We start from the raw sequence: 17,639 nt of genomic DNA, 5'->3' as shown, positions 1-17,639 counted from the left end.
AACCTTGCGCGCAATCGCTCTATAATGGCCCCCACCACGCCACAACCGCAGCGTTGAGTGCAGTCGCTGGCGCTGTACCGAGGCCGCACCAAGAAAGTAGCGAAGGATAGCATGAGAGATCACCCGACACGTCGCCACCGCCCCCTCCCCGGCCTGCTGCTGGCCTCGGCCCTGTTGCTGCAGGCCTGCGCCCAGGCGCCGGAGCAGGACGGCCCGCCAGCGCCGCCCGAGCAGGCCATCGTCGCGCCCGAGACCAGCCAGCCGGAACAGGCGGCGGATCGCACACTGCCGGACAGCGCGTATGCCGATGCCTTCGCCCGGGCCGAGGCACAGCTTGCCCGGCAGGACTGGATGCAGGCCGAGGAAAGCCTCGCCACCCTCCGCGGGCCGCTCAACACCAACGATGACGCCTACCTGCACTACCTGCAGGCGCGCATCGCCTGGCAGCACGGCCGCCCACAGCAGGCAAGTGCGATCCTCAAGGACTACCCGGCACCGGGCACCGCCCTTGCCCTGTCGGACAAAATCGTCAATTTCCAGCGTCAGTTGAAGGCCGCCGCAGGCGATCACCTGGGCAGCGCCCGGCTGGGCAGCCAGTTGCTGAGTGCCGACCCACAACAGCGCGGCGCTGCGGCCCTGGGCGCGAGCATCTGGCGCGACCTGGAGCAGGTGCCCGCGCAGCAGCTGGCCGCCGCCCGGCGTGACCGGGCCGATGACGACCCGGCCGATGACGACTGGGCCGCCTGGCTGGCTTTGGCCGAGCTGACCGCCTCGGCGGCCAGCCCCGCAGCGCTTGAGAGCGACCTGCGCGCCTGGCGCGAGGAGCACCCGCATCACCCCGCCGCCGCCCCCCTGCCCGGGGGGCTCGGCGCCCTGCTGGATCAGCCCATCAGGGCGCAGACCGTTGCGCTGCTGCTGCCCCTCAGTGGCCGCCTGGCGCCCGCCGCCAGGGCCGTGCAGGACGGCTACCTGGCCGCCCACTACCGCGCCGCCGCCGGCGATCCGCCGCAGCAGGAGTTGCTGGTGCTGGATACCAATGCCTACCCCGATGCCACCAGCGCCTACCAGGACGCGGTGCGCCAGGGCGCCACCATGATCGTCGGCCCCCTCAGTAAAGAGGCGGTGACAGAACTGGGCGGCCTGGCCGAGCGGCCCGTGCCGGTGCTCGCCCTGAACCGCAGCGACGCCCCCCTGCCGCCCGGGCCGACGGCCCTGGTGCAGCTGTCCCTGTCCCCCGAGGACGAAGTGGACACCCTGGCCCGCCAGGCCTGGAACGGTGGCGCCCGCCGTGCCCTGGTGGTGCGCCCCGCTGGCGAGTGGGGCGACAAGCTCAACGGCGCCCTGCAGCAGCAGTGGCAGGCCCTGGGAGGAGAGATTGTCGGTGCGGTGACCTACGCCAGCGCCGAGGCCTACTCCGACACCATCAAGCAGGCCTTCCAGCTGGATGCCAGCGAGGCCCGGGCGCGGGAAGTGCGCGCCATGCTGGCCACCAATATCGAGACGACCGCCCGCCGCCGCCAGGACATCGACGCCATTTTCCTGCTGTCCGGCAGTCCCGCCGAGGCCCGCGCCATCAAGCCGCTGCTGGCCTTCCACTACGCGGGCGACCTGCCCGTGTATGCGCCCTCTGCCATCTACAGCGGCATTCCCGGGCGCGGCGACAGCGACCTGAACGGCATTGTGCTCGCCGAGCTGCCCTGGCTGCTGGGCGCGGACCCGGAGCTGCGCGTGGCCATTGCCGCCGGCGATACCGGCAGCGACAGCTACACCCGGCTCAACGCGCTGGGCGCCGATGCCTTCCTGCTGCAGAGTCGCTTTGCCCAGCTGCAGGCCGGCGCCGCAGCCCTGCTGCGCGGCAGCACCGGCCTGCTCACCATGGACCCGCAGCTGCGCATTCGCCGCGAGCCGTGGGCGGCTACATTTGACGACGGCCGCCTGAAGCCGCGCTGACTATACTGGCGGCCCCACCAAAGGAGGCCGCCAACGTGAACCCCGCCAACGACCCCCACGAAGAGCTCGCAGCCGCCTTCCTGCAACAGCAGGGGCTTCAGCTGATTGGCCGCAACATCCGCTTCCGGGGCGGCGAGCTGGACATCGTCGCCCTGGACGGCAATACCCTGGTATTTGTTGAAGTGCGCGCCCGGCGCAACCCGCGCTTTGCCAGCGCCGCGGCCTCCGTCGACTGGCGCAAGCAGCGCAAACTGCAACTGGCTGCCAGCCTGTTCCTGCGTTCCCAGCCGCGCTGGCGCAACTATCCCTGCCGATTTGACGTTATTGCCTTTGAGCCGCGACAATCATCGCCCGCGCCGGAGCCCCAATGGATTCGGTCCGCATTCACTGCCTGAGCCACACCACTCCGGGAACACTGCATGGATCACTACGAACTGCTGGCCGCCAACTGCCAGGGCACCATTGAAGCGCTGGCAATGGCGGTGGACCCGGCCGCACCGGCCCTGGGCGCTGGCGCCGAGCTGATAGTGGCGGCCATGCTCAACGAGCACAAGGTGCTGACCTGCGGCAGCGGGCCCGATGCTGCACTCGCCCAGTTGTTCGCCATCAACCTGCTGGGGCACTTCCAGCAGGAGCGCCCCGCCCTGCCGGCCCTGGCCCTCGCCGGTGATGGCGGCGTGGTGGGCGCCATCGCCAGCGCCGACGGCAGCGACGAAATGTACGCCCGCCAGCTGCTGGCCCTGGGGCAGAGCGGCGATGTCCTGTTGTGCATTGCCAGCGCGGGCATCGGCGGGCAGTTGCGGCGCGCCCTGGAGAGCGCCCGCGAGCGGAACATGGCCATCGTCCTGCTGTCGAACGGCGTGGACGAACACATCCCGGCGCTGCTGCACGACGGTGATGCGGTGATCGCCCTGGACCGGATTGCGCCGGCCCGCGCGCTGGAGCGACACACCGTGCTGCTGCAGAACCTCTGCGAACTCATTGACCACGCCCTGTTCGGCGGTTTTACAGGACACTGACCCTATGCGTTTTTTCTTCGCCCCCCTCATCGTTGCCAGCCTCGCCCTCTCGGGCTGCGGCAGTATGCTGGCCACCGTGAAGTCCAACCCCATTGAGGATGAGCCGGTGGAGCGCACCATGGGGCGCCAACTGGAGGACGAAGCGGTTGAAACCAAGGCCATGGTGAATATCCGCGCCGCCGATTCGCGCTTTGAACAGGCTCACCTGGTCATCGTCAGTTACAACGGCTTTGTGCTGCTGGCCGGCCAGGTGCCCAGCGAAGCGCTGAAGAACAAGGCCTCCGACGTGGTGCGCAAAATTCGCGGCGTGCGCCGCATCTACAACGAAATGGAAGTTGCCGCGCCCAGCTCCGGCATGACACGCACCGCCGACACCTGGATTACCGCCAAGGTCAAATCCTGGCTGATTGGCCATTCCAGTACCCCTGGCATGCGCACCAAGGTGGTCACCGAAAACGGCGTGGTCTACCTGATGGGTATGGCCACCCAGACCGAGGCCGACCGGGTAGCCGACGTGGCCGCCGGGCTGTCTGGCGTGCAGCGGGTGGTGAGACTGTTTGAGATTGTGCCCAGCTGAAGGCGCCGGGGCGAAGGTGACCAGCGCCTGACGCTGGTCACTTCACGATTTTAAGGGAGGGCCGACCTTCCGGCTTGCCGGGACCGCTCTCGGGCGGTGTCTGATCGGGGTCGTCGTCGGGCCCCTGCGGGCCCTCCTCCGCCTCGAACACCATGCCCTGGCCATTTTCCCGGGCATAGATACCCACCACGGCGTTCACCGGCACACTGATATCAGTGGGCACACCACCAAAGCGGCCGTTGAAGTAGACCAGGTCGTTGGAAATGTTGAGGTCGATCACCGCACTCGGCGAAATGTTCAACACGATCTGGCCGTCCTTGACGTACTGGCGCGGCACATCGACACCGCGAATGCCGGCATCCACCAGCAAATAGGGCGTGCAGCCATTGTCCACGATCCACTCGTAGAGAGCGCGCATGATATAAGGGCGACTGGGCGTCATAGGAGCTACCCCGCAGGCCAGAGCCTCAGGTGCGCATCTCCCGCTCCTGCTCGGTCAAACTTTCCTGGAAAGACTCACGGTTGAACAGCGCGTCCATGTAGGTCAGCAGGGGTTTGGACTGCTTGCTGGAGCGGATGTCCACACCCAGCGAAGGCAGGCGCCACAGGATGGGGGCGATGCAGCAATCCACCAGGGTGAATTCCTCGCTCATGAAGAAGGGCTTTTCGGCAAAGATGGGCGCAATGCCCATGATGCTCTCGCGCAGTTCCTTGGTCGATTTGCTCACCACATTGTCGCTGCGCGAGTTCTGGATGGAGTCCACCAGGGCACACCAGTCCTTTTCGATACGGTGCATGAACAGGCGGCTCTCGGCGCGGGCCACCGGGTAAACCGGCAGCAGCGGCGGGTGGGGGAAGCGCTCGTCCAGGTACTCCATGATGACGCGGGATTCCCACAGCACCAGGTCGCGGTCCATCAGCGTGGGCAGGGAGTTATCCGGATTGACGTCCGCCAGTTCCGCGGGGGGATGGTTGCCTTCCGCTTCGACCAGGTCGACGGTGACCCCCTTTTCAGCCAACACGATACGAACTCGGTGACTGTAATGACTGGTACTGTCGGAGAATAAGGTCATGGAAGACCGCTTTGCCACTACGCCCATCAGGGAATCCTCAGGTTTTCAGAAACGCTTTGCCGCCCGCGCCGCCAGAACAGCGGCGCGGGCGGCGGCCCTTTCGGGCTGTCAGTGTACGTCTTTCCAGTACTCGCGGTTGAGCAGCCAGGCAAAGACGAAAAACAGGGTGATAAACAGCAGCACAAAGGTACCAATCCGCTTGCGGTCGCTGGCTATCGGCTCGGCCGTGTAGGCCAGAAAATTGGTCAGGTCATACATGGCGCCGTCGAACTCATCCGGCGTCATGCTGCCCTCTTCGGTCACCACCAGGCGGCCGCAGGGCTCTTCCATAATATCGGCGCCCGTCAGCGGGTCGCGCTTGACCCCGCCATTGGCGGCTTTCACCGGGCCCATGGCGCATTCCTGCATGCCCTGGAGCTCCAGCAGGACATGGGGCATGCCCACATCCTTGAAGACTTTGTTGTTGACGCCCCAGGGGCGGCTGTCGTCCTTGTAGAAGGTGCGCAGGTAGGTGTACAGCCACTCGGGCTGGCGGGCGCGCGACACCAGGGTCAGGTCAGGGGGCGCGGCGCCAAACCAGACCTTGGCGTCGTCCTTGGACATGGCGTTGTGCATGAGCGAGCCGATCTTCTCCGAGGGGTCGAAGATCAGGTTCGCCTCCATCAGGTCAGTGGGGATACCCAGATCCTCGGCCACCCGGTTGTAGCGGGCGTACTGCAGGGAGTGGCAGCCCATGCAGTAATTCATGTACAGGCGGGCACCGTTCTGCAGGGAGGCCTTGTCGGACGGGTCGGCAGTGAACTCATCGCAGGGGATACTGCCGCAGGCGTGGGCGGACTCAGCCCCCACCGCCTTCAGCGGCAGCACAGTCAGCGCCATGATAATGGCCAGCACGCCCATGCTGCGCCAGAAGCCCATGCCGCCATCCATGGTGACCCGCTCCGGCACCGGCTTGGTCTTGTCCATGCTGGACCAAATCGGCATCAGCAGGAAGAAGGCGAAGTAGAAGATGGAGCAGATCTGCGCCAGCAGGGTGCGCGACTCGGTCGGCGCCTTCACGCCCAGCACACCCAGAATCAGGAAGCTGGCCACGAACAGCACCAGCATCACCTTGGTGATGTTGCCGCGATAGCGCCAGGACTTGACCGGGCTGCGATCCAGCCAGGGCAGGATGAAGGGAATGGCGACCGACGCGGCAAAGGCCACGAAGCCCCAGAACTTGTCCGGTACCGCGCGCAACACGGAATAGAAGGGCGTGAAGTACCACACCGGGGCAATATGCTCCGGGGTCTTCAGGCCATTGGCCTCCTCGAAGTTGGCGTACTCAAGGAAGAAGCCGCCCATCTCCGGCATGAAGAAAATCACCGCGCAGAAGATAAACAGGAAGACGGCAATCGCCTGCAGGTCGTGCACCGAATAGTAGGGGTGGAAGGCAATGCCATCCAGCGGCACGCCATCGGGGCCCTTGTGCTTCTTGATTTCCACACCGTCGGGGTTGTTGGACCCCACTTCGTGCAGGGCCAGCAGGTGCAGCACCACCAGCGCCAGCAGCACGATGGGCAGGGCCACCACGTGCAGGGCGAAGAAGCGGTTCAGGGTGGCGCCGGAAATCAGGAAGTCGCCGCGAATCCAGGTCACCAGGTCTTCACCCACCACCGGAATCGCACCGAACAGGGAGATGATCACCTGGGCGCCCCAGTAGGACATCTGCCCCCAGGGCAGCACATAGCCTACAAAGGCCTCGGCCATCAGCACCACGAAGATGAGCATGCCAAAGATCCAGATCAGCTCCCGCGGCTTTTTGTAAGACCCGTACAACAGGGCCCGAAACATGTGCAGGTATACCACCACAAAGAAGGCCGAGGCCCCGGTGGAGTGCATGTAGCGCAAAATCCAGCCATAGTCGACATCGCGCATGATGTACTCGACCGAGGCGAAGGCGCCCTCGGCACTGGGGTTGAAGCTCATGGTGAGCCAGATGCCGGTGAGCAGCTGGTTGACCAGCACCACCAGCGACAGCACCCCGAAGAAGTACCAGAAGTTGAAATTCTTGGGCGCGTAGTACTTGCCCATGTGGGTGTTCCAGGCGCGCATGATGGGCAGACGCTCGTCGACCCAGTCCCGTACACCGATCAGCATATTAATCATCAGGCAGCCTCCGCATCCACGCCGATTACCAGTACGTTATCGCTCTCGTACGAGTAGGGCGGAATTTCCAGGTTGGCGGAAGCCGGCACGCCAGAGAAGACCCGGCCGGAAAGATCGAACTTGGAGCCGTGACAGGGGCAGAAGAAGCCGCCCATCCAGCTGTCGCCGCCGAGGTCGGCCGCACCCACTTCGGGGCGGTATTTCGGCGCACAGCCCAGGTGGGTGCAGAGGCCAACAGCCACAAAAATTTCGGGGCGAATCGCGCGATCCTCGCCGGTGATATAGGCCGGCTGTGACGAAATTTCAGACAGCGGATCTTTGAGACGGTCATCCAGACCCGGCAGGGCCTCAAGCATTTCAGGGGTGCGATGAACCACATAAACCGGTTTGCCGCGCCACTCAACCACAACCATCTGGCCCGGCTCGAGCTTGCCGATATCAGCCTTGACCGGCGCACCGGCCGCCTTGGCCTTGGCCGAGGGGTTCCAGGAACCCAAAAACGGTACCGCGATTCCCACCGCGCCGGCCACACCCACCGCGCTGGTAGCCGCTGTCAGAAAGCGCCTCCTGCCGGTGTTCACGCCATCGCCACTCATCCTTTTTCTCCCCTTATTGTCGGTCCGCTGACAGAGGCTGCCAGACTACCGGGACCACTTTGCGAAAAATGCTGCAAATAGTAATGACTTTAGCCCGAAGTGACAAGAGAACGCTTTGATTTTGCAGCGTTTTCCGCCCTCCTGAAGTGCTTCCAGAGGGGCGCCCGGGGGGCAACGGGGAAATACAGAAAACGCCCACCTGAAACCAGGATGGGCGTTCTCGGGGAACTCCGGCAGCGCCCGCAGACGCGCCGGAAAAACTCAGCGCTTGGAGTATTGAGGACGCTTGCGCGCTTTGCGCAGACCGACTTTCTTACGCTCTACCGCACGGGCGTCGCGAGTGACGTATCCAGCGCCGCGCAGGGTGCCGCGCAGGGACTCGTCGTACTCCATCAGGGCACGGGTAATGCCGTGACGAATGGCACCGGCCTGGCCGAAGCTGCCACCACCGGCAACAGTGACGTTGATGTCGAACTTGTCGATGAGCTCAACCAGTTCCAGCGGCTGACGCACAATCATGCGCGCCACTTCGCGACCGAAGTAGACATCCAGCGGACGCTTGTTGACAGTGATATTGCCGGCACCGCTTTGCAGAAACACACGCGCGGTGGAAGTCTTGCGACGACCGGTTCCGTAGTATTGGGTAGCTGACATAGGTGGCTTCCGTTAGATATTCAGTGCTTGCGGCTGCTGCGCGGCGTGGGGATGCTCTGCACCCGCGTACACCTTCAGCTTCTTGAACATGGCTCGGCCCAGCGGGTTCCGCGGCAACATGCCCTTGACCGCACCCTGGATCACGCGCTCGGGGGCCTTATCGATCAGCTTTTCAAAGGAGATGGACTTCAGGCCACCGGGGAACCCGGTGTGGTGGTGGTACATCTTGTCTTTCGCCTTGGCACCGGTGACACGCACTTTCTCGGCGTTGATCACGACGATGTAATCGCCGGTGTCCACATGCGGGGTGTATTCGGGCTTGTGCTTGCCGCGCAGACGGTGCGCGATTTCGCTGGCAAGGCGGCCCAGAGTCTTGTCAGACGCGTCGACCACGAACCAATCGCGGGTCACGTCTTCAGCTTTGGCGCTAAAAGTTTTCATCAATGACTGCCTCTTGGAGGGCTCCAATTTCGAGGACGCGAATACTACTGAATGCGCATACCCATTTCAAGCGGAAAAACCAAAAGAAAATTCGGCACTTAGTTGACCCCGAAAGCGGGGCGGCGCAGGTGCCTTGAGCCACCAGCACCGCCCCCTCAGCCATCCCCTTAATCACCAACCCGACACCCCCTCAGGGACGGTGCTCCCGGGCCAGGTATTCGGTGGACTGCATCTCCTGCAGGCGCGACACCGTGCGCTGAAACTCAAATCCCAGCCGCCCGCCGTCGTACAGCGCCAGCAGGGGCCTGTCCGCCGCCAGCACCAGCTTGACGTTGCGGTCGTAGAACTCGTCCACCAGATTGATAAAGCGCCGCGCCGCGTCGTCGTTGCCCTGCCCCATGGCCGGCACCCCGGAGATCAGCACCGCCTGGAAGTCCCGGGCCAGCTCGATGTAGTCATTCTGCGAGCGCGGCCCGTCGCACAGCTCGGCAAAATCGAACCAGGCCACGTCATCGGCCAGGCAACGACAGGTGATGTAGCGCCCGTTGACCTGAATACGCTCCCAGTGCTTGCCGGGTTCCGGCGCCAGCTGCTCGAAGCTCTGCCGCAGGCTGGTATCGGCCGCCTCGTCCAGAGGGTAGTGGTACAGCTCGGCCTGCTGTAGCGTGCGCAGCCGGTAATCGACCCCGGAGTCCACGTTCACCACTTCCGTGTAGCGCTCGATCAGGGCGATCGCCGGCAGGAAGCGCTGGCGCTGCAGGCCATTCTCGTAGAGCTTTGCCGGCACAATGTTGGAGGTGGCCACCAGGCTCACGCCGCGGGCGAACAGCGCCTGCATCAGGCCGCCCAGAATCATCGCATCGGCGATGTCGGTCACAAAAAACTCATCAAAACAGATCACGCTGGCCTCGCTGGCCAGACGATCCGCCACCTTCTCCAGCGGGTTTTTCTCGCCGTCGAGGTCGGTCAGGTCGGCATGCACGCGCTGCATGAAGCGGTGGAAGTGCACCCGCAGCTTGTCCTCGAAGGGCAGGCAGTCGTAGAAGGTATCCACCAGGTAGGTCTTGCCGCGCCCCACGCCGCCCCAGAAATACAGGCCCTTTTCCGGCTCGGGCTGCTCGCGCCTCAGGCGCCGCCACAGGCCGCCAAGGCCCGCCGCCTCGCGGCGCCGGGCCAGCAGGCGCATGTACAGGTCCTGCAGTTTGATAACCGCCTGTTCCTGGGCTGCATCATAGGAAAAACCCTCCCGTTGCAGGTCGTGCTGGTAGCGTTGCAGGGGGCTGGAGGCGGTCTGGCTCAAGGGGAAGGCTCGCGCAGTGCTGGCGGGTGGTTCAGGAAAGCGGCCAACTTTACCCAGCGACCGATCGGATGGCAATCCAGCTGGCGTAGCGCACTTTAGTCGGGCCTTGATTCGGGTATACTGGCCAGCCTGTTGTACCTGCCCAATGAGGAAATACCGCGTGTATAGCTTAACCATCGTCGTCGCTTCAGCCGTTGTCAGCCTGCTGGTCGGGCTGGGGCTCGGGCTACTGGCGGGACGCCGCAGCTCCGCCGAGGGCAAAAAGTCCCGCGAAGTGGAGCGCAAACTGGATCAGGTTATCCAGGACAAGCGCGCCTACGAAGACGAGGTGGTGGAACACTTCTCCAAAACCGCCAAGCTGCTCAACAGCCTCACCGACAGCTATCGCGATGTGCACAACCACCTCGCCAGCGGGGCCGCCACCCTGTGCCAGGGCCAGGGCCCCATTTCCCTGGAGCGCCTGCAAAGCGCCGGCGACGGCGCGGAAATCCCGCCCCATCTGGCCAATATCCAGCCGCCGCTGGACTATGCCCCCAAGACCTCTCCCGAGGAAAAGGGCATGCTGAACGAGGAGTTCGGCCTGGAGCGGGTCAAGCGCGAAAAAGCCGAGAGCGAGGCGGAAGCCAAGCCCTGACCCGCCCCGGTGGCAATCAGACCGGGTTGTCGATATCGATAAAGCGGTGCTGCAGCCCGAAGCGCTCCGCCAGACTCTCCCCCACAGCCTGCACGCCGTAGCGCTCGGTGGCGTGATGGCCGGCGGCGATAAAGTCGATGCCCTCCTCCCGCGCCGTGTGCACAGTCTGCTCTGACGCCTCACCGGTGATATAGAGATCGGCCCGCACCGCCAGCGCGGCATCGATATACCCCTGGGCCGCCCCGGTACACCACGCCACCCGCTGTACCTCGCGCTCGGGGTTGCCGATGTGCAGCGGCTCGCGCCCGGTCAACTGGCGCAGCCTGTCCACAAAATCGCCGGCGCTCAGCGGCTCATCAAGCGTCGCCACGTTGCCAACACCATCCGTGCCCGGCTGCAGCGGCTCGCTCTCCTCCATGCCCAGCAGGCGGCCAAGGCAGGCGTTGTTGCCCAGTTCCGGGTGGGCATCCAGCGGCAGGTGGTAGGCCAGCAGGCTCACATCCGCCCCCAGCAGGGCGGCAAGTCGGCGCCGCTTCATGCCGGTAATCGTCGGGTCTTCCCCCTTCCAGAAGTAACCGTGGTGCACCAGGATGGCATCGGCCCGCCAGTCGATGGCCGCGTCCACCAGCGCCTGACTGGCGGTGACACCGGTCACCAGCCGCCGCACCTGGGGCCGACCCTGTACCTGCAGGCCATTGGGGCAGTAGTCCCGGAACTGGTGTGGTTGCAGCAGGCGATCGAGTTCCTGTTGAAGTTCCCGCAGGCTGACTGACATAACGCGCGCTCTCCCATTGCTGAATTGACCCACTGCCCCAGCGGGACAGTGCAGGGGCGCATCATATACAATGCGGCCGCTGACCTCACACGCGGACCCCATGAAAGACGCCCTGAAATTCATCACCTGGCCTGCCCTGGCCGGCCTGTTCGCGGCGCTGCTGCTCCTCGACCGCTTCATCCTGCCCGCGCCCCAGCGCGCGCCGGTGGCGCCGGAATCGGTCAGCTACGCCGCCGCCGTGCGCAATGCCAGCCCCGCGGTGGTCAACATCTACACCGCCCGCCTGGTGCCGGAGCAGCGCCGCCCGCGCATCGAGGACCTGTTCTCCAACCGCTTCAACCCGCCCCAGGAACAGCGCCAGCGCATCGAGCAGTCCCTCGGCTCCGGCGTCATCATGACCGAGGAAGGGCACATCCTCACCAACAACCATGTCATCAGCCAGGTGGATGCGATCCAGGTCCTGCTGCACGACGGCCGCCTGGCCAAGGCCCGGGTGATCGGCACCGACCCGGCCACCGACCTCGCCGTACTGAAGATCGACCTGCCCCACCTGCAACCGGTGGAGCTTGGCAACTCCGAAGACACCCGTGTTGGCGATGTGGTGCTGGCCATCGGCAACCCACTGGGTTTTGGCAACTCGGTGACCCAGGGTATCGTGTCTGCCCTGGGCCGCTACGGCCTGCAGCGCAATACCTACGAAGACTACATCCAGACCGACGCCATCATTCACCTGGGCAATTCCGGCGGCGCCCTGGTGGACACCCAGGGCCGCCTGCTGGGCATCAACACCCTGATTTACACCGCCGGCGACCAGGGCCGCGCCGCCTCGCCCACCGGCATCGGCATCAGCCTGGCCATTCCGGTCAATCTGGCGGTGTTTGTGATGCAGGATCTGATCGACTACGGCGAGGTGATCCGCGGCTGGCTCGGGGTGAGTGTGGAGCCGGTGCGCCGTATTGATAACGGCACTCCGATGGGTCAGGCGCTGCTGGTTTCGGCGATTACCGAGGACAGCCCGGCGCAAAAGGCGGGTGTGCGGCTGGGGGATGTGATTACCCACATTGATGGGGAGCCGATTCAGGATGGGCGGCAGACGATGCACCATATTGCGATGCTGCGCCCGGGTGATGATATTGATGTGACGGTGCAGCGGGAAACGCAGTCGCTGGATTTGCATGCGGTGGTGGGAACACTGCGGCAGTCGCCAACGATTTGATGGCGGTTTTTCGCTCTGGTCTTTTCGCTCTGATTTGGGCGGCCTCGCGGCCGCTGCATCGCCGCCGCCATGTGAAACCCTTTTGCTCCATTCCAGGCGTTCGGTGTGCCTTCCTGTTGTTGTTTTTACCTCGTTAGTTGCAGACGGCTTTGGTTGTAGCACCGAGTGCACAGTATCTACGGCACGCTGATCTTTCTTAAGTTCGGCAGTGCCCTTCGCGATGCTTGGAGACGAGGTAAGCGCAGACCGAGCCCACAGCCGCCGCCTTCCAAGTCCGCAAAAGGGTTTCACCTGTCGACGTCCATGCGGGTGCCAATGGCAGGATTGTCACTGCAGGCGGAGAGGATTGAGGCTGTGGTCTTAGTGGCTTAGTGGCTTAGTGGCTTAGTGGCTTAGTGGCCTTTTTACTGCCTAATACGCTCCACCCGCCTGATCGGCTACCTTAGCCAAGTTTGCTAGCTTACCGAGCACCGCCCGCATTGCTTCCACAGCGCCATAGCTTCGCATTCACACCCAACCACCCCCTATTCCCGCAGCCCCCACCAAAAGCAAACCCGTGTGACACCGCATCGCCAACCCGACGCGTTGCCGGTGAGCAGGCGAGTCTTTTACGGACTTGGAGGGCGTCGGATGCGAACTCGATCCCAGCTTACCTCGTCTCCAGCCACCGCGAAGGGCACTACCGAACTTCAGAAAGATCAACGCGCCCAAAATACTGTGCACTCAGGCGCCACAACCAAAGCCGGCTGCAACTAACGAGGTAAAAAACAACAACAGGAACGCGCACCGCATGCGCCCGTAATGGAGTAAAAGCGCTCACCTGATCGCCGGCCACGCAGCGGCCCAGCGGGCCGCCACCGCCAACAACCGGAAAAGCCCAACGAACTACTCCTCCAGGCGCATCTCCGCACTCCGGGCATGGGCCGTCAACTGCTCCCCCCGAGCCAACACCGATGCCACTTTGCCCAGCTCCCGCACCCCCTCCGCCGAGCAGTGAATCACCGAACTGCGCTTCTGGAAATCGTACACACCCAGCGGCGACGAAAAACGCGCAGTGCGCGAAGTGGGTAGCACATGGTTTGGCCCCGCACAGTAATCCCCCAGGGATTCTGTCGTGTAGGCTCCCATGAAAATCGCCCCCGCATTGACGATCGCCGGCAGCAGCGCGTCCGGGTCCGCCACGGACAGCTCCAAATGCTCCGGTGCCAACTGGTTGCTGATGGCCACGGCGTCGGCCAGGTCGCGGGTGAGGATCATCGCCCCGCGCCCGCTCAACGAAGCGCGAATGATGTCGGCACGCTCCATGGTCGGCAGCAGGCGCTCGATGCTCTCTGCCACCGCATCCAGATAGGCGCCGTCGGGGCAAAGCAGGATGGACTGGGCATTTTCATCGTGCTCGGCCTGGGAGAAGAGGTCCATCGCCACCCAGTCGGGGTTTGTGCTGCCATCGCAGATCACCAGGATTTCCGAGGGGCCGGCGATCATGTCAATACCCACCCGGCCAAACACCATGCGTTTAGCGGTGGCTACGTAGATATTGCCGGGGCCGACGATTTTATCCACGCCAGGCACGGTCTCGGTGCCGTAGGCGAGCGCGGCCACGGCCTGTGCGCCGCCGATGGTGAATACACGGTCGACCCCGGCAATGGCCGCGGCGGCCAGCACGAGGTCATTGAGTGCGCCATCGGGGGCCGGCACGACCATGATGATTTCACCCACCCCCGCCACCTTGGCCGGCAGGGCGTTCATCAACACTGAGGAGGGGTAGCTGGCCTTGCCGCCCGGCACATAGATGCCGGCGCGCTGCAGGGGAGTGATCTGCTGGCCGAGGCGATTGCCCTGGGCGTCGCGGTAATCCCAGCTGTCCTGGCGCTGGTGTTCGTGGTAGCTGCGCACACGCTCGGCGGCGGCCTCCAGCGCCCGTCGCTGGGCCGGGTCGATGCTCTCCAGGGCCTGCTGCATGCGCGCCGGGGAGACTTCCAGCGCCGCGGCATCGGCCAATTGCCGGCGGTCGAAGCGGGCGGTGTAGTCCAGCAGTGCGGCGTCGCCGCGCTGGCGCACGTCGGCAATAACCTGGGCCACGGTGGCGTTGACATCGGCGTCGAGGGATTCTTCCCAGGCGGTGAGCTGCGCCAGTGCCGCGTCAAAATCAGGCTGACGGCTGTCCAGGCGGCGCATCAGGCTGCCTCGGCCGCCGCTACCGCCGCGGCGATGTTGTCCACCACTTTCTGGATGGGGCCGTGCTGGGCGCGCATGGCGGCCTTGTTCACCACCAGGCGGGAGCTGATGGAAGCGATTTCCTCCAGTGGCTCCATGCCGTTGGCGCGCAGGGTGTTGCCGGTATCGACGATGTCGACGATCAGGTCGGCAAGGTCCATCATCGGCGCCAGCTCCATGGCGCCGTAGAGTTTGATCACTTCCGCGTGCAGGCCCTGGCGGGCAAAGTGTCGCCGGGCCACGTTCACAAACTTGGTGGCCACCCGCACCCGGGCGCCGCCGCGCTGCCAGCCCACCGGGCCGGCGGTCATCAGGCGGCAGCGGGCGATGTTCAGGTCCAGCGGCTCGTACAGGCCATCGGCGCCCTGCTCCAGCAGGATGTCCTTGCCCACCACGCCGAGGTCGGCGGCGCCGTGGCGCACGTAGGTGGGCACGTCGGTGCCGCGAATAATCACCAGCTGCAGGCCGGGCAGTGTGGTTTCAAACACCAGTTTGCGGCTGGCGGACACGTCCTCCAGCGGCTCGATGCCGGCCCGCGCTAGCAGCGGCAGGGTTTCCTTGAGGATGCGGCCCTTGGTCAGTGCCAGGGTGAGGGGTCTGCTCATCGGTGGCCTCGGCCTTGTCGGTCAGCCCGGCAGCCGGCGGATATCGGCGCCAAGCTGCTGGAGTTTCTCTTCAATACATTCATACCCGCGGTCGATATGGTAGATGCGATCCACCGGGGTTTCACCGCTGGCCACCAGGCCCGCAATCACCAGGCTGGCGGAGGCGCGTAAGTCGGACGCCATCACCGGCGCACCCTCAAGACGCTCCTGCCCGGTGATGATGGCGGTGTTGCCCTCGATCACAATGTGGGCACCCATGCGGTTCATTTCGTGGGTCTGGATCAGGCGGTTCTCGAACACCGTCTCGGTCACCGTACTGGTGCCCTCAGCCACGGCATTCATGGCGGTGAACTGGGCCTGCATGTCGGTGGGAAAGCCCGGGTAGGGCGCGGTCTTGATGTTGACCGCCCTGGGCCGCCGGCCCTGCATGTCCAGGCGAATCCAGTCCTCGCCCTGCTCGATGTGCGCGCCAGCTTCCTCAAGCTTGTGCAGCACTGCCTCCAGGTACTGTGGGCAGGTGCCGCGAAGGCTGATGCTGCCACGGGTGGCCGCCGCCGCCACCAGGTAGGTGCCGGTCTCGATACGGTCTGGCATGACATCGTAGGTGCAGCCGTGCAGGGTTTCCACGCCGTCAATGACGATAGTGTCGGTGCCGTGGCCGCTGATTTTGGCGCCCATGGCGATCAGGCACTGGGCCAGATCCACCACTTCCGGCTCGCGGGCGGCGTTTTCCAGCACGGTGCGCCCCGCGGCGAGGGCCGCGGCCATCAACAGGTTCTCGGTGCCGCCGACGGTCACGGTCTCCATCAGGATGCGCGCGCCCTGCAGGCGACCATCCACTTCGGCGTTGATATAGCCGCCTTCCACGGAAATTTTGGCCCCCATGGCCTCAAGGCCCTTGAGGTGAATATCCACCGGGCGGCTGCCGATGGCGCAGCCACCGGGGAAGGACACATGGGCCCGCCCGAAGCGGGCCACCATCGGCCCCAGCACCAGGATAGAGGCGCGCATGGTTTTAACCAGCTCGTAGGGCGCCGAGAATTCGCTGATGGTGTTGGCGTTGACCTCAATGCTCAGCTTTTCGTCGACGGTGAGCTCCACCCCCATGCAACCCAGCAGCTCGATCATGGTGGTGATGTCGTGCAGGTGGGGCAGGTTGCGGATGGTGACCGGCTCGCTGGCCAGCAGTGTCGCGGCCAGAATGGGCAGGGCGGCATTTTTGGCGCCGGAGATACGCAGTTCCCCGTGCAGCGCCCGGCCGCCCCTGATAACTAGTTTGTCCACGCAGGTATCTCCCGTTGGGTGGTGGCCGGACTCAGGCGAGCGAACGCCACTGCTCGGGAGTGAAGGTCTTGATGTTGACCGCGTGGATGCTGCCATCGGCGATCTGCTCGCTCAGGCCGGCATAAACCAGCTGCTGGCGCTGCACCGGGCGCATACCCTCGAAAACCTCGCCTACGACCAGGATGTCATAGTGGTTGCCTGCCCCTTCGACTTGCACCTGGCAGCCCGCCAGGCGGGCCTCCAGCAGGGTGGTAACGGTTGCGGCATCCATAGTTAACTCCAACAATAAACAGCGCGCCGGCTGGGTTGCCGGCGCGCAGGGGAAAAGGCGGGCATTTTATCAGGCTGCGACAAAACAGCCAGCACCGGCCTCAGGTGTCGATTTCTACCGCCGACCAGTTGTCGATGACTTGGTCCAGGTCGCCGTTGTAGCTGCGCGCCGAGCTCTGGAACTGGCTGCGGTAGATCTCACCCAGATTAACGTTCTCGATAATCATGTTGCGCAGCTTCCAGTTGCCGTCCTTGTCGCGCCCCATCTGGTACAGCACCACGTAGGGCTGGGCGCCCTCTTTGTGGATCAGCTGCTGCACGGTGGCGCGGCGCGATTCGGGATCGGGGTTGGAGGGCTGGGTCACTTCAATGCGCGAGCCGCCGAAGGCCAGCAGGCCCTTGCCGTAGGTGCGCACCATACCCTCGCGCATGCGCTCGGTGAAACGGTCCAGCTGGTCGGCCAGCTTCTCGCGGCCGGCCTCATCCAGGGAGCGGTAGCGCTCGCTGGTGGCGTAGGGCCCCATCACACCGCGGGCAAAGCCGCGAAAGTCCACCACCGGGTCCAGCAGCGTCTCGATCTGCTGGTAGTAGGCCTCGGAGGCGCCGTCACCGGCGCGGCGCGCATCGGCCACGGCGGCCATCACCGACTCGGTGGCCTCCCCCACCACCTGGTGGGCGGTGGGGGCCGGCTCGGCCTGCGCCACAGCGGCGCCCGCCACCAGGGCCAGCACGGCCATGCCATGCATCAACATCTGCTCGACTCGCTTCACGTCCTTTGCTCCTGCACTTAATCTCTGTAGGGTATCGGCTTTCAGGTAATCTTTCAGGTTATAGTGGCAGCGCCCCGGCGCCGCCGGCCAGCCTGAACACGCCAACCCCG

19 protein-coding genes are annotated in these 17,639 nt (G+C 64.6%); 6 read left to right on the top strand and 13 right to left on the bottom strand.

Annotated elements, in window-relative coordinates; all coding sequences use genetic code 11:
- The first annotated feature begins 111 nt into the window (after positions 1-111).
- From DDZ17_RS19100 to DDZ17_RS19085, 4 genes are read left to right on the top strand one after another with little or no spacing between them, the layout of a single operon-like run.
- Complete coding sequence (locus tag DDZ17_RS19100; RefSeq protein ID WP_157976733.1) at positions 112-1,950, top strand: penicillin-binding protein activator; 1,839 nt, start codon at positions 112-114, stop codon at positions 1,948-1,950.
- A 35-nt stretch (positions 1,951-1,985) separates the two neighbouring features.
- Positions 1,986-2,345, top strand: coding sequence for a YraN family protein (locus DDZ17_RS19095; protein WP_170150242.1), 360 nt, complete (start codon positions 1,986-1,988; stop codon positions 2,343-2,345).
- Between the two features lie 24 nt (positions 2,346-2,369).
- On the top strand, positions 2,370-2,969 hold the full coding sequence (locus DDZ17_RS19090; protein ID WP_116368586.1) for a D-sedoheptulose-7-phosphate isomerase: 600 nt from the start codon (positions 2,370-2,372) through the stop codon (positions 2,967-2,969).
- A 4-nt stretch (positions 2,970-2,973) separates the two neighbouring features.
- Positions 2,974-3,546: a BON domain-containing protein gene (locus DDZ17_RS19085; RefSeq protein ID WP_241505964.1), complete on the top strand. Its 573-nt coding sequence runs from the start codon at positions 2,974-2,976 to the stop codon at positions 3,544-3,546.
- A gap of 37 nt (positions 3,547-3,583) precedes the next feature.
- On the opposite strand, the gene DDZ17_RS19080 is transcribed toward DDZ17_RS19085, so the two are convergent.
- The 7 genes from DDZ17_RS19080 to zapE form a co-directional block, all read right to left on the bottom strand.
- Positions 3,584-3,988, bottom strand: coding sequence for a ClpXP protease specificity-enhancing factor (locus tag DDZ17_RS19080; RefSeq protein ID WP_116368585.1), 405 nt, complete (start codon positions 3,986-3,988; stop codon positions 3,584-3,586).
- A gap of 25 nt (positions 3,989-4,013) precedes the next feature.
- Positions 4,014-4,646: a glutathione S-transferase N-terminal domain-containing protein gene (locus DDZ17_RS19075; protein ID WP_193940628.1), complete on the bottom strand. Its 633-nt coding sequence runs from the start codon at positions 4,644-4,646 to the stop codon at positions 4,014-4,016.
- Between the two features lie 81 nt (positions 4,647-4,727).
- On the bottom strand, positions 4,728-6,767 hold the full coding sequence (locus tag DDZ17_RS19070; protein WP_116368583.1) for a ubiquinol-cytochrome c reductase: 2,040 nt from the start codon (positions 6,765-6,767) through the stop codon (positions 4,728-4,730).
- Entirely contained in the window at positions 6,767-7,363 is a 597-nt protein-coding gene (petA, locus tag DDZ17_RS19065; protein ID WP_116368582.1) for a ubiquinol-cytochrome c reductase iron-sulfur subunit, read from the bottom strand. The genes DDZ17_RS19070 and petA overlap by 1 nt, the downstream gene beginning before the upstream one ends.
- 261 nt (positions 7,364-7,624) lie before the next feature.
- Complete coding sequence (gene rpsI / locus DDZ17_RS19060; RefSeq protein ID WP_116368581.1) at positions 7,625-8,017, bottom strand: 30S ribosomal protein S9; 393 nt, start codon at positions 8,015-8,017, stop codon at positions 7,625-7,627.
- Between the two features lie 12 nt (positions 8,018-8,029).
- On the bottom strand, positions 8,030-8,458 hold the full coding sequence (rplM, locus tag DDZ17_RS19055; RefSeq protein ID WP_116368580.1) for a 50S ribosomal protein L13: 429 nt from the start codon (positions 8,456-8,458) through the stop codon (positions 8,030-8,032).
- A gap of 190 nt (positions 8,459-8,648) precedes the next feature.
- On the bottom strand, positions 8,649-9,758 hold the full coding sequence (gene zapE, locus DDZ17_RS19050) for a cell division protein ZapE (RefSeq protein WP_241505963.1): 1,110 nt from the start codon (positions 9,756-9,758) through the stop codon (positions 8,649-8,651).
- Positions 9,759-9,918: 160 nt separating this feature from the next.
- Here zapE and DDZ17_RS19045 point away from each other — a divergent pair, with 160 nt between their 5' ends.
- A complete protein-coding gene (locus tag DDZ17_RS19045) occupies positions 9,919-10,392 on the top strand; it encodes a Z-ring associated ZapG family protein (RefSeq protein WP_157976732.1) in 474 nt (157 codons plus the stop codon).
- 16 nt (positions 10,393-10,408) lie between these two features.
- Here the strand turns inward: DDZ17_RS19045 and DDZ17_RS19040 are convergent, their stop codons facing one another.
- The gene (locus tag DDZ17_RS19040; protein WP_116368577.1) at positions 10,409-11,167 is read right to left on the bottom strand and encodes a Nif3-like dinuclear metal center hexameric protein; all 759 of its coding nucleotides are present in this window, start codon (positions 11,165-11,167) and stop codon (positions 10,409-10,411) included.
- 100 nt (positions 11,168-11,267) lie between these two features.
- Here DDZ17_RS19040 and DDZ17_RS19035 point away from each other — a divergent pair, with 100 nt between their 5' ends.
- Complete coding sequence (locus tag DDZ17_RS19035) at positions 11,268-12,383, top strand: S1C family serine protease (RefSeq protein WP_116368744.1); 1,116 nt, start codon at positions 11,268-11,270, stop codon at positions 12,381-12,383.
- An 885-nt stretch (positions 12,384-13,268) separates the two neighbouring features.
- Here DDZ17_RS19035 and hisD read toward each other — a convergent pair.
- From hisD to DDZ17_RS19010, 5 genes are all read right to left on the bottom strand, one after another.
- On the bottom strand, positions 13,269-14,561 hold the full coding sequence (hisD, locus tag DDZ17_RS19030) for a histidinol dehydrogenase (RefSeq protein ID WP_116368576.1): 1,293 nt from the start codon (positions 14,559-14,561) through the stop codon (positions 13,269-13,271).
- Positions 14,561-15,205 (bottom strand): ATP phosphoribosyltransferase, encoded by a 645-nt coding sequence (gene hisG / locus DDZ17_RS19025; RefSeq protein ID WP_116368575.1) that lies wholly within the window; start codon positions 15,203-15,205, stop codon positions 14,561-14,563. Before hisG ends, hisD begins: the two co-directional genes overlap by 1 nt.
- Positions 15,206-15,226: 21 nt before the next feature.
- Entirely contained in the window at positions 15,227-16,489 is a 1,263-nt protein-coding gene (gene murA, locus DDZ17_RS19020) for a UDP-N-acetylglucosamine 1-carboxyvinyltransferase (protein ID WP_116368574.1), read from the bottom strand.
- Between the two features lie 31 nt (positions 16,490-16,520).
- Complete coding sequence (locus DDZ17_RS19015; RefSeq protein WP_116368573.1) at positions 16,521-16,760, bottom strand: BolA family protein; 240 nt, start codon at positions 16,758-16,760, stop codon at positions 16,521-16,523.
- 100 nt (positions 16,761-16,860) lie between these two features.
- The gene (locus DDZ17_RS19010; protein ID WP_241505962.1) at positions 16,861-17,529 is read right to left on the bottom strand and encodes an MlaC/ttg2D family ABC transporter substrate-binding protein; all 669 of its coding nucleotides are present in this window, start codon (positions 17,527-17,529) and stop codon (positions 16,861-16,863) included.
- Positions 17,530-17,639: the final 110 nt, after the last annotated feature.

It is taken from the genome of Parahaliea mediterranea (assembly GCF_003402235.1).
GTDB classification, from domain to species: domain Bacteria; phylum Pseudomonadota; class Gammaproteobacteria; order Pseudomonadales; family Halieaceae; genus Parahaliea; species Parahaliea mediterranea.
The sequence above is the reverse complement of the archived record's forward strand: the minus strand, read 5'-3'. Positions and strand labels throughout refer to the sequence as shown.